The sequence below is a fragment of the Leifsonia sp. genome (assembly GCF_051955155.1).
GTDB lineage: Bacteria > Actinomycetota > Actinomycetes > Actinomycetales > Microbacteriaceae > Leifsonia.
In genome coordinates this window covers 1-10,856 of record NZ_JBQCGZ010000105.1, presented here as the reverse complement: position 1 = coordinate 10,856, position 10,856 = coordinate 1, and the positions used below count along the sequence as shown (strand labels likewise).

Annotated in this window: 10 protein-coding genes, 2 tRNA genes and 1 pseudogene; 7 read left to right on the top strand and 6 right to left on the bottom strand. The window is 72.0% G+C overall.

The genetic code is table 11. The features are described 5' to 3' along the window. A partial coding sequence (locus ACTHMF_RS11570) for an FAD-dependent monooxygenase (protein WP_440317700.1) occupies positions 1–299 on the bottom strand: 299 nt, incomplete at its 3' end. Positions 300–474: 175 nt separating this feature from the next. Between ACTHMF_RS11570 and ACTHMF_RS11565 the strand changes: the two genes are divergently transcribed. Both ACTHMF_RS11565 and ACTHMF_RS11560 read left to right on the top strand, forming a co-directional pair. Beyond that, entirely contained in the window at positions 475–1,287 is an 813-nt protein-coding gene (locus tag ACTHMF_RS11565) for an inositol monophosphatase family protein (RefSeq protein WP_314149062.1), read from the top strand. 49 nt (positions 1,288–1,336) lie between these two features. After that, positions 1,337–2,209: a M23 family metallopeptidase gene (locus ACTHMF_RS11560; RefSeq protein WP_440317698.1), complete on the top strand. Its 873-nt coding sequence runs from the start codon at positions 1,337–1,339 to the stop codon at positions 2,207–2,209. Between the two features lie 181 nt (positions 2,210–2,390). On the opposite strand, the gene ACTHMF_RS11555 is transcribed toward ACTHMF_RS11560, so the two are convergent. Then, a complete protein-coding gene (locus ACTHMF_RS11555; RefSeq protein WP_440317696.1) occupies positions 2,391–4,130 on the bottom strand; it encodes a glycoside hydrolase family 13 protein in 1,740 nt (579 codons plus the stop codon). A gap of 185 nt (positions 4,131–4,315) precedes the next feature. Next, positions 4,316–5,167 (bottom strand): pentapeptide repeat-containing protein, encoded by an 852-nt coding sequence (locus ACTHMF_RS11550; RefSeq protein ID WP_440317694.1) that lies wholly within the window; start codon positions 5,165–5,167, stop codon positions 4,316–4,318. 228 nt (positions 5,168–5,395) lie between these two features. Between ACTHMF_RS11550 and ACTHMF_RS11545 the strand changes: the two genes are divergently transcribed. The 5 genes from ACTHMF_RS11545 (at position 5,396) to ACTHMF_RS11525 (ending at position 9,370) form a co-directional block, all read left to right on the top strand. Next, a complete protein-coding gene (locus ACTHMF_RS11545) occupies positions 5,396–6,352 on the top strand; it encodes an aldo/keto reductase (RefSeq protein ID WP_440317693.1) in 957 nt (318 codons plus the stop codon). A 104-nt stretch (positions 6,353–6,456) separates the two neighbouring features. After that, positions 6,457–6,528, top strand: a tRNA-Thr gene (locus tag ACTHMF_RS11540). Between the two features lie 30 nt (positions 6,529–6,558). After that, positions 6,559–6,632: transfer RNA gene (locus ACTHMF_RS11535), tRNA-Met, on the top strand. Between the two features lie 921 nt (positions 6,633–7,553). Then, positions 7,554–8,624, top strand: a complete 1,071-nt coding sequence (locus ACTHMF_RS11530; RefSeq protein WP_440317691.1) for an alcohol dehydrogenase catalytic domain-containing protein — start codon at positions 7,554–7,556, stop codon at positions 8,622–8,624. A gap of 59 nt (positions 8,625–8,683) precedes the next feature. Next, complete coding sequence (locus tag ACTHMF_RS11525) at positions 8,684–9,370, top strand: BON domain-containing protein (protein WP_440317689.1); 687 nt, start codon at positions 8,684–8,686, stop codon at positions 9,368–9,370. A 40-nt stretch (positions 9,371–9,410) separates the two neighbouring features. Here the strand turns inward: ACTHMF_RS11525 and ACTHMF_RS11520 are convergent, their stop codons facing one another. From ACTHMF_RS11520 to ACTHMF_RS11510, 3 genes and pseudogenes are all read right to left on the bottom strand, one after another. Next, on the bottom strand, positions 9,411–9,620 hold the full coding sequence (locus tag ACTHMF_RS11520; RefSeq protein ID WP_440317687.1) for a DUF1918 domain-containing protein: 210 nt from the start codon (positions 9,618–9,620) through the stop codon (positions 9,411–9,413). A gap of 328 nt (positions 9,621–9,948) precedes the next feature. Continuing rightward, positions 9,949–10,428 carry a nucleoside deaminase gene (locus ACTHMF_RS11515; protein WP_440317686.1) on the bottom strand — a complete coding sequence of 160 codons (480 nt, stop codon included), beginning with the start codon at positions 10,426–10,428 and terminating at the stop codon, positions 9,949–9,951. 26 nt (positions 10,429–10,454) lie between these two features. Beyond that, positions 10,455–10,856, bottom strand: a pseudogene (locus tag ACTHMF_RS11510) (hypothetical protein); the annotation flags it as partial.

Here is a 10,856-nt window from a genome sequence, read left to right as displayed (position 1 = left end):
AGACCCAGCGTGTACGCGTGCGCGCTGTCGAGCGTGACGGGGCGGCTGGGCGTCAGGCCGGCGAAACTGCCGGTGACGGGGTAGCTCGTGCCCGCGGCGAGGAAGCGGTCGAGCAGCCCGCGCTGGTCGAGGATCTCGAGGCTGCGGGCGTGCAGGCCGAGAGAGCGGATCAGCGGCGTCGGCTCCGCGTCCCGCTCCAGGATGACCGTGCTCACGTCGTGCAGACGCAGCTCGCTCGCCAGCATCGTGCCCGTCGGTCCGCCCCCGACGATGATCACGTCGACCGTCTCCTGCTCCACCAGCGCCTCCGATTCTCGCGGGGATTCGGCCCGCGACCAGCCATTCTGGTGCAGGGGGGTGGCCTTGCCGCAAGCCCCGTGGTCTCCGGTATCCTGGAAATGCAGGGAGGCGGACCGCCTCCCTTCTCCGTGTCACCCGGTCACCGGCCGCCGCGAGGTCTGGAATGCTGGACGCATGCCCTCCAACGCCGAGCTCCGTGACATCGCCGTAACCGTCGCCCGCAGGGCCGCAGCGCTCGCCCTGCAGCGCCGCCGCGACGGGGTGGAGATCGCCGCGTCCAAGTCGACGCTCACCGACATCGTCACGAAGGCCGACCGGGAGGCGGAGGACCTGATCCGCGCCGCCATCGCCGCCGCGCGCCCGCGCGACGGCTTCCTCGGCGAGGAGTCGGAGGGCGAGCCGGGCAGCAGCGGGCTCACCTGGGTCGTCGACCCGATCGACGGGACGGTGAACTACTTCTACGGCATCCCGGCCTACGCGGTGAGCGTGGCCGTGGTGGAGGGCGAGCCGGACCCGGCGACCTGGCGCACGCTCGCCGGCGCCGTGGTGAACCCGGAGCTCGACGAGGTGTTCGCGGCGGCCGCCGGAGCAGGGTCGACGTTGAACGGGCAGCCGCTGCACGTGCACGAGGGCGTCCAGCTCCCGCTCGCGCTGGTCGGGACCGGGTTCGGCTACGACGCCGAGGTGCGCCGCCGCCAGGCCGCGTTCGTCCACGAGCTCATCCCGCAGGTGCGCGACATCCGCCGCATCGGCGCCGCGTCGCTCGACCTGTGCAACGTCGCCGCGGGGCGTCTCGACGCCTATTACGAGCGCGGGCTGAACCCGTGGGATCACGCCGCCGGCGCGCTGATCGCGAGCGAGGCGGGCGCCAGAGTCGGCGGGCTGGGCGGCGCTCCGGCCGGCACGCGCTTGATCCTCGCGGCGGAGCCCGGGCTGTTCGAGCAGCTCGACCCGCTGGTCCAGCGCTACTACGGCGCGTGGGAGTGACGACGCCCGGAGTTGGTGCGGCGGTTACCAATTCGTTACATTAGGTCGGGTGCGCGCCGCAGAACCCCCGCAGACGCCTCTCACCCGCCGCGAACGGCGGCTCGGTGAGGAGGCGGCACGACGGACCCGGCGGCGCGTCGTCCGGCGCAGGGCGGAGCGCAGGGCCGAGCGCGCGCGCAGCGCACGCGAGAGCGGGGTCCCGGAGCGCCGGTTCAGCCGTGGGGTGACCCTGATGGCGATGCTGTCGGTGCTCGGCATCGGGATCGCGACCTCCGTCCCGGCGATGGCGCTGCTCACCGAGGAGCAGGTGCGCGCCGGGCAGGCCGTGCACTTCTCGGGCCGCCCGGCGACGGAGCGCGAGCTGCAGGCGCTCGACAGCGTGACGGTGGATGCGTCCGCCGAGATCGTGCGGGACGCCGGCGCCGCGACATCGGCCGAGAAGCTCGCCGCCATCCGCTCGATGCGGATCGCCGACACGTTCACGAACGACCCGAACGGCGCGATCCAGTGGCCGTTCCCGGTCGGCGTTCCGATCTCGTCCGGCTTCGGGCCGCGCATCGCGCCGACGGCCGGCGCCTCGACCAACCACCTCGGCGTCGACTTCACGCCGGGGGCGGGCGTGCCCATCCAGATCATCGCCGACGGGGTCGTGCGCGAGGTCGTCGCCGGGGACAGCGGCGGCTGCGGCGTCAACGTCACGATCGACCACATGATCGACGGCCGACTGGTCAGCTCGAAGTACTGCCACATGCAGGTCGGGTCGGTGCGCGTGCAGCCCGGGCAGCGGGTGAAGGTGGCCGACATCGTCGGACGGGTCGGCAACACCGGCGTCTCCACGGGCGCGCACCTGCACCTCGAGATCCGCCTGGACGGCACCGAACCCGTCGACCCCTACGCCTGGCTCACCGCCAACGCGTCCTAGCCTCACCCCATTCGTCACGAACCAGCCGCGTTCGTCACGAAGGGGCCGCGTTCGTCACGTATGGCGCGCGTTCGTGACGAATGGGCGAGGACCCGTCCCATTCGGGAGGAATGGGCCGGGTTCGTGACGAACGCGTCCCATTCGTGACGAATGGGCGGCATTCGTGACGAATGGGCGCGGGTCAGATCAGCCAGGCGGTGGTGTCGCGGGGGAGCAGGCGGCCGTCGAGCGGGCCGCTCGCGAGGATGACCGTGCCGGCGGGCAGTTCGAGCGGCGCCTTGCCGAAGTTCACCGCGACCGTCACGCGTCCCGAACGGAAGACGAGCGCGTCCTCGCCGGCGTTCGCCCACTCCAGCTCGCCGAAGGCGAGGTCGTGTTCGCGGCGCGCGGCCAGCGCGTCCTGGTACATCGACAGGGTCGAGCCGGGAACGCCGCGCTGCGACGAGCGCGTGTACGACGCCCAGGACGCGGGCTGCGGCAGCCAGCTGGCGGCACCGGGGCCGAAGCCGTAGGACGGGTCCGTCCCCTCCCACGGGATCGGGACGCGGCAGCCGTCGCGGCCGTAGCGCTCGCCGTTCGTGCGGAACCAGGTCGGGTCCTGACGGGCCTCGTCCGGGAGGTCGATCGCCTCCGGCAGGCCCAGCTCCTCGCCCTGGTACAGGTACGCCGAGCCAGGGAGGGCCAGCATCAGCGCCGTCGCGGCGCGGGCGCGGCGCAGCGCGAACTGCGGGTCGGGGATGCCGGTCGAGTTCGGGCCGATGCCGTGGCCCTGCGGGTTCTCGCCCGCCAGGGCCAGCCGGGTCGCGTGCCGGACGACGTCGTGGTTGGAGAGCACCCACGTGCTCGGGGCGCCGACGCTGGCGAACACCGAGATGGAGCGGTCGATCACGCTGCGCAGCGCGACCGAGTCCCACGGGGTCTCCAGGTAGCCGAAGTTGAAGGTCTGCTGCATCTCGTCCGGGCGCACCCAGCGGGCCAGCTTCTCCAGCGGCTCCACCCAGGCTTCGCCGCAGAGCACCCGGTCGCCCTCGTACTCCTCGAGGACCGTGTGCCAGTCGCGGTAGATGGCGTGCACTCCGTCCTGCGCGAAGTAGGGCGGGCTCGCCGGCTCGGCCCCGGCGTGGCCGGCGATCTGCGGCTCCAGCGCGATCCCGCCGGTGACCGTCGGCACCTGGCCGCCGCCCATGCTGCCGGCGTTGACGGGCGGCGTGTAGTCGGGCAGGCCCTTCTCCTTGACCATGCCGTGCGCCACATCCACGCGGAAGCCGTCGACGCCGCGGTCGAGCCAGAATCGCAGGATGCCGCGGAACTGCTCCCAGACCCACGGGTTCTCCCAGTTCAGGTCCGGCTGCGACTTGTCGAACAGGTGCAGGTACCACTGACCGGGACGGCCGTCCGCCTCGGTGACCCTGGTCCACGCCGCGCCGCCGAAGATCGACTCCCAGTTGTTCGGGGGGAGTTCGCCGTCGGCTCCCTTGCCATCGCGGAAGATGTAGCGGTCGCGCTCGGGGCTGCCCGGTCCCGCCGCCAGCGCCTCCTGGAACCAGACGTGGTCGCTGGAGGAGTGGTTCGGGACGATGTCGATGATCACGCGCAGTCCGAGTTCGTGCGCGGTGCCCAGCATCGCGTCGAAGTCGGCGAGGGTGCCGAAGCGCGGGTCGACGTCGCGGTAGTCGGCGACGTCGTAGCCGGCGTCGCGCTGCGGCGAGGTCTGGAACGGCGCCAGCCAGACGGCGTCGACGCCGAGCTCGCGGAGCGCGGGCAGGCGATGCGTGATGCCGGGCAGGTCGCCGATCCCGTCGCCGTTCGAGTCCGCGAAGGAGCGCGGATACACCTGGTAGATGACGGCGGAGCGCCACCACTCGCGGCCGGGGGTGCTCGGGGACAGCTGGGAGGAAGTGGGAGTGGGGATACGGATCACCTGTCTTGGTCAGGGACGGGACGGGCGACGCCGGCGAGGGGACACGGCGGCCGCGAGCGCGGCCGGTCCCAGGTCTGCGGGGGTGGTGCGAGCCGGGGTCGTCGCGCCGTCGTCGGCGCTGCACGACATGCTAGCGCCATCGGCTGGGCGTCGCAGGGGCTGTGCGGACGGCGGGTTCCGGCCGGTCAGCTCCAGTGCGACGGGCGCTCGACCGTGCGTGGCAAGCGGGTGCGCGCATCGCCGGTGGCGGCGTTGACCTGGGCCTGCGTGAGATAGACGGCCTCGGCGAGATCCGCTCCGTGCAGCAGGGCGTCGCGCAGGTCGGCGCCGATCAGCTCGGCGCGGGCGAGCCGGGCGTCGCGCAGGTCGGCCGCGATCAGGAGCGCGCCGCGCAGCTCGGCTCCGCGCAGGTCCGCTCCGCGCAGGTCGGCGCCGAGCAGGTCCGCTCCCGGGCGGAGGCGCGACCGCTTGACGCGCAGCGGCGCCGTGCGGTCGGCGGCCTCCCCGGCCTCGCGGGTGAGCCGGGCGGCCTCGCGGAGCAGCTCGGCGGCGGGAGCGCGCAGGTCGTCGACGTCCAGGAGCCGGATCGCCTCCGCCGGGGCGTCGGCAGCCGCCTCCACGTCGTCCCTGGCCGCACGCAGCGCGGGATGCAGGGCGGCGGCGGCAGGCATCCGCAGCGCCTCCTCCAGGTACCAGAGCAGCTCGTGCAGCTGGCGGACGACCGGGAAGACGGCGAACATCCCCGCGCGGGCGCCGGCGTCGTCGCGCCAGCTGGCGCCGCCGAACGTGTGCTGCGTCACGTGCTGGCCCGCGCCGAAGCAGTCGAAGACGGTGCAGCCCTTGAACCCGCTCTCGCGCAGCTGCGGGTGGATGCGGCAGCGGTAGCCGTCGTCCAGGTTGACGCACTCCTCTCCTGCCTCCTTGTCGAAGCCGAAGTCGGCGGATTTCGCGAAGGCGAGGGCGACGCAGCACAGCCCGACGCAGTCGGCGCACTCGGCGCGCAGGGCGCGGCGCGGTTCGTCGAGGGTGGCGGCCATCCCTCCACACTATGGGCGCGGCCGCATTGCCGCGAGTGCGTTCGGTACGTTGGCTCGGGTCACGATTGTGGGTGTTCGGTACGTTTCGACCGTGCTCGCGCAGGGGCGGTGGCACCGTACGGGGACAGTCACCGCGACGGACGCGCGCGAACCGGACGGCACCCGGAATAGGCCTGGGGAACGCGCGCGTTAGCGTGGGGTGACTCCCCCATGAAAGGACGAAACGGCATGACTTCTGCGCGTCGCACCATCGGTACCTCCGACCTGTCGGTCTTCCCCCTCTCCCTCGGCGGCAACGTCTTCGGCTGGACGGCCGACCGGGACACCTCGTTCCGGGTGCTGGACGCGTACACCGCGGCGGGCGGGAACTTCGTCGACACGGCGGACGGCTACTCGGCGTGGGTGCCGGGCAACACCGGCGGCGACTCGGAGCGGATCCTCGGCGAGTGGTTCGACGCGCGCGGGAACCGCGAGGACGTCGTGCTCGCGACCAAGGTCAGCCAGCACCCCGACTTCAAGGGACTCGCCGCCGACAACATCCGCCGCGCGGCCGACGCCTCCCTGCAGGGCCTGCAGAGCGAGTACATCGACCTCTACTACGCGCACTTCGACGACGAGACGGTTCCGCTGGAGGAGACCGTCGCCGCGCTGTCCGGGCTCGTGGACGCGGGCAAGGTGCGCTACATCGGCATCTCCAACTACACGCCAGAGCGCGTGGAGGAGTGGTTCGCCATCACCGAGCGCGAGGGCCTGCACCGCGCCGTCGCGCTGCAGCCGCACTACAACCTCGTGGAGCGCGCGTACGAGCAGAACTACCGCCCGCTCGCCGAGCGCTACGACCTCGGCGTGATGCCGTACTTCGCGCTCGCCGCGGGCTTCCTCACCGGCAAGTACCGCGACGGCGTCACCGTGGACAGCGCCCGCGCCGGCGGCGCCGCCAAGTACCTCGACGACACCGGCCGCTCCGTGCTCGCCGCCCTCGACGAGGTGGCCGCAGCGCACTCGGCCTCCGTCGCGACCGTCGCCCTCGCCTGGCTCGCCGCGCAGCCGACGATCACCGCCCCGATCGCGAGCGCCCGCACGCTGGAGCAGCTGCCGGACCTGCTCGCCTCGGTCGAGCTGGAGCTCAGTGCCGACGAGCTGGACGCGCTCTCCGACGCCTCCCAGGCGGCGACCGCGGCCTGACCGGATCGCGCCGAGGGGGTGCTCCGATGGTACGGAGCACCCCCGCGGTGATGGTATCCTCGTACGGTTGCCAAAATCGTCCGGCGGGTGCCGGCGCTGGCTTCGCCCCCTTAGCTCATTGGTAGAGCACTTCCTTGGTAAGGAAGAGGTAGTGGGTCCGATTCCCACAGGGGGCTCCGTCTCCCCATCGCGACGAGGGAGACCCCGGCGGGGTAGCTCAGGTGGTTAGAGCACACGGATCATAATCGTGGGGTCGCGGGTTCGATTCCCGCCCTCGCTACATAGCTTGAAACAATGGGAACGGCGGCTGTGGAACAGCCGCCGTTTCGTCGTGTCAGGTCTCAGGGCATCTCTGACACTTGTGAATCATCGATCTCTGACACTTCGGCAGTGATTGGTCCTGACACTTCTGCGCTGTGGCGTGTCGCTCGTCGGGTTCCGGGTCGCGAAGCGCTGCCGAATAGGGTCGGTCCAGCGATGGCAGTGCGTCGACACGGCTGCGAAGGAGGCGTTTGGGGATATGAGCCAACAGTGGCGGTTGCGGCTGACCAGAGTTGCCCAGTTTGCGAACGCCCTGATTGAGGCCGTCTTGGGCAGTTTCCGCCGGTAATCGCCAGCGAATGCGGGTCCCTAGATCTTTGACGGATGAGCGGTGTTGACCCCGTTGATCCCCGTATCCGTCTCGCGATTGTTCAGTGGCCGCCAGACGCGCCGCGTGGTGCGGTGACGATGTTCTGCATCGAGCACGGGATCTCGTGGGAGACGTTCTATGGTGTGAGACCTCCCAGGGCCCGATCGCCGTGGTCAGCAAAGGCGTCGCAGCTCGTGGTGTTCCGCAGCGGCTGTTGTCGGATAACGGGTTGGCGTTGAACCCGTCCCGGCGGGGGATTTTGGGGCAGCTGGTCGGCCATCTGTGTTCGCTCGGGGTGGAGTCGATCGCGGGGAAGCCCTGTAAGCCGAACACAAGAGGGCGGTGTGAGACACATCCCAGCGACCGCGGCGATGCTCGCTGAAACCCCATGATGCGATTCCGAATTGACGCTGGGACCGCATCAGGGTCGCCCGCGTCGCCTCGGCCGGGATGAGTCGAAGGTCCTTCGATTCCGCCGGACCGGCCGGGGGGACCTTCGGCCCAGGTCGGGCGCCCCGGCACGGGGAGACTGGCGCAGAACACCCGTACGTCGAGCCAGAAGGAGCCGCCATGCGCGCCGCCGTCGTCACCCAGTTCCGTCAGCAGCTCACCGTCCAGGAGCGCCCCATCCCGGCCCCCGGTCCTGGCCAGGTGCTCGTTCGGCTGGAGACCTGCGGTCTCTGTCACACCGACATCCATGCCATCGACGGCGACTGGCCCGTCAAGCCGACGCTGCCGTTCGTCCCCGGTCATGAAGGGGTCGGGATCGTCGAGCGCCTCGGCGACGGCGTCGTGTCGCGCAGGCTCGGCCAGCGGGTGGCGCTGCCCTGGCTCGGCCACGCCTGCGGGGAGTGCCGCTACTGCGTCGACGGCCGGGAGAACCTGTGCGAGCAGCAGTACAACACCGGATACGCGGTGGACGGCGGCTATGCGGAGTACACCGTCGCGGACGCCCGCTTCGCGGTGCCCGTGCCGGACGATGTGTCGCCGCTGGACGCCGCGCCGCTGACCTGTGCCGGCGTCACGACGTACGCCGCCGTCAAAGCGGCCCGCGTCGTGCCGGGGGAGCGGGTCGCGATCTTCGGCATCGGCGGTCTGGGTCATCTGGCGGTCCAGTACGCCCGCCTGGTCGGCGCGCAGGTGGTGGCGGTGGACATCTCGGAGGAGAAACTGGACTTGGCGGTCGAGCTCGGCGCCGATCACGCCATCGACGCGCGCGACGTCGACCCGGCGGAGGTCATCCACCACCTCGGCGGAGCGGATGTCGCGATCGTGCTCGCCGTCGCGCCCCAGGTGTTCGACCAGGCGTTCCGCTCGCTCAACCGCGGCGGCCGGCTGGTGCTCGTCTCGCTGCCGGCGGACGGCTCGCTGACAGTCCCGGTGTTCGACACCGTGCTCAAGGGGATCTCGATCGTCGGGTCGATCGTCGGCACCCGTCAGGATCTCGCCGAGGTGTTCGCCCTGCACGCCGCCGGCCGCACAAGGGTCGTCGCGTCTCCGCGCGACATCCGCGACGTCAACCGGGCCCTGGCGAGTGTGCGGGCCGGCGAAGTCCCCGCCCGCCTGGTGTTCGTGTACGACGCCGGCCTGCCGGTCGAGCTCGACGAACGCGACGCCGCGGGGACTCCCGAGCTCGACTGAGCCGCGCGGCGGGACTTTCGCCCCTCGTCGGAGCGGGTCGCCGGCGTCAGTCTGAGCTCATGAACGCGAAGACCGGCACGCACACCACAGCGGACCTCAAGGTCCGGCATGACGTCCAATCGGAGCTCGGCTGGCTGCCCGGCCTCGACGACCCGGCGCGCATCGGCGTCGCGGTCGACGGTGGCGTCGTCACGCTCAGCGGCGAGGTCGGTTCGCTGAGCGAGCGCGGCGCCGCGGTGATGGCCGCGCAGCGGGTGGCCGGCGTGCTCGCCGTCAACGACGAACTGCACCTGCGCCCGATCTTCTCGGAGCCGTCCGGTCTCGAGCTGGCGAAGGCCGTCAACGACGTGCTGCGGTGGACCTCCGGCATCCCGGCCGACCGCCTGCACCTGGAGGTGCAGGGGCACACCGTGATCCTGAGTGGACTCGTCGACTGGAACTACCAGCGCACCGCCGCCGCGAAGGCGGTCCGCAGGATCGACGGCGTCCGCGCCGTCGACAACCGCATCCAGCTGTCCGGGCGCCCGGACGCCCCGGAGGTGGAGCATCGGGTGCGCGAGGCGATCATCCGCAACGCCGCACTGGATGCGCGCAACATCGTCGTCAGTGTCGACGGCACCGAGCTGACGCTGCGCGGCACCGTGCGCTCGTGGATCGAGAAGCACGAGGCCGAAACGACCGCGTGGTCGTCCCCGAACGTGACCCAGGTGCACAACGAACTGGTCGTGCATCTGAGCGACCGGTAGCCGCCGCCCGATCGATGCGCCGATCCGGCCCCGCCTCGCGCTAACTCGACGCCCCGGCGTCCGCCCCGCGATGCTCGACGTGCGCGTCGCTCCCGGGGAAGACGATCGTGGTCCGGTCGTCCTCCTCCCAGTGCACGACGTAGGGTGGCGCGCCGTCGGCGCCGTGCACCTCCTCGATGAGGCCCACCCGCGGGGGCGCCTCCAGTCGGTTGGACGCAATGACCAGGAAGTCCCCCGATTCCGCGTGCATTCGGCTCAGCTCCTTCGGCAGGGTGCAGGGCGGGTCTTCGCCCGCGTGGGTGACGCTACGCCTGGGCACGGGGGCCGCAGCGGGTCGAAGGTCCCCCGGGGCGGACGAAGTCCGGGGGTCTTTCGGCCCCCCGCACGGCTCCCGTTCCCGGCACAGTGGGATCGAAGGCGACCGGCCTGTCGCGGTCCGGGTCCGGACCGGGGGCCGGCGGTCACCGGCACGACCCGGACCCGCGGTTGAGGCGGGGTGGACGATCAGTGCCGGTGGCCGGCTCGCGCCAGCGACCGGGGGGTACGCGTGGCGCGAGCCCTCCGCCTCGCGAGCGGTCCTAGTCGGTCCAGAACCCCCGGTGCGGTTCCGCGGCCTCGTCCGCCAGGAGCGGGCCGACGACCGTGACGGGCCTGCTGCCGGCCGCGAACACCAGTCGGCACGGATGGCTCAGCGTCGGGATGTCGGGGTCGTCCCCGGTCAGAGCGCGGAGCCCGGATTCGGGGAGCCCGTAGACCACCGTGCCGATGCCGGACCAGTAGATCGCGCCGGCGCACATCGCACAGGGTTCGCAGGAGGTGACCAGCGTGTAGGCCCCGAGCTCGGCGGCGGGAAGGGTGCGGGCGGCCAGTCGCACCAGGCTGGTCTCCGCGTGATTGGTCACGTCGTTCCCGGTGTTGACCGTGTTCTCGGATTCGAGGGCGATCGCGCCGTCGGGACCGACGAGCACGGCGCCGAACGGGTGGTTGCCGTGCGCCCGCGCATCGGCGGAGAGCTGGATCGCGCGACGGAGGTGCTCCTCGACCGCCGGACTCGTCATGGGTCTCTCCTCGCTCTGGGTGCAGGCTAGCAGGGGAGGGCGCGTGCGGGGGGCCGGCCGCGTAGCCCCCCCCCCCCCGGCTCGCGGCGCCGCCCCGGCGGGCCGGGCGCGCCCCCGGGCGCCGGGGCGGGGGCCGCCGGGGGGGGGCCCCCGGCCGCGGGGGCCGGGGCGGTGGCGGAGCGCCGGCGGTAGAGGAAGGCGGTCAGCACGGCGCCGAAGGCGAAGAACGCCGCGCCCCACCAGTACGCCGTCGCGTAGCTGTGCACGGCCGCCTCGGCCGCGACGGCCGGGGGGGGCGGCAGGTGGGAGGCGAGGTAATCGGTCGCCGCGGTCGCCGCGAGCGTGTTCAGCAGGTCGGTGCCGATCGAGCCGCCGACCTGCTGGCTGGTGTTGTCCATGGCGGAGGCGACGCCCGCGTAGTGCCTGTC

What these genes read in the sequence shown, in the direction of transcription:
- ACTHMF_RS11565 (WP_314149062.1), top strand. Translation starts at nt 475, where the DNA reads ATGCCCTCCAACGCCGAGCTCCGTGACATCGCCGTAACCGTCGCCCGC.
- ACTHMF_RS11550 (WP_440317694.1), bottom strand. Translation starts at nt 5,167, where the DNA reads ATGGCCGCCACCCTCGACGAACCGCGCCGCGCCCTGCGCGCCGAGTGC.
- ACTHMF_RS11545 (WP_440317693.1), top strand. Translation starts at nt 5,396, where the DNA reads ATGACTTCTGCGCGTCGCACCATCGGTACCTCCGACCTGTCGGTCTTC.
- ACTHMF_RS11530 (WP_440317691.1), top strand. Translation starts at nt 7,554, where the DNA reads ATGCGCGCCGCCGTCGTCACCCAGTTCCGTCAGCAGCTCACCGTCCAG.
- ACTHMF_RS11525 (WP_440317689.1), top strand. Translation starts at nt 8,684, where the DNA reads ATGAACGCGAAGACCGGCACGCACACCACAGCGGACCTCAAGGTCCGG.
- ACTHMF_RS11520 (WP_440317687.1), bottom strand. Translation starts at nt 9,620, where the DNA reads ATGCACGCGGAATCGGGGGACTTCCTGGTCATTGCGTCCAACCGACTG.
- ACTHMF_RS11515 (WP_440317686.1), bottom strand. Translation starts at nt 10,428, where the DNA reads ATGACGAGTCCGGCGGTCGAGGAGCACCTCCGTCGCGCGATCCAGCTC.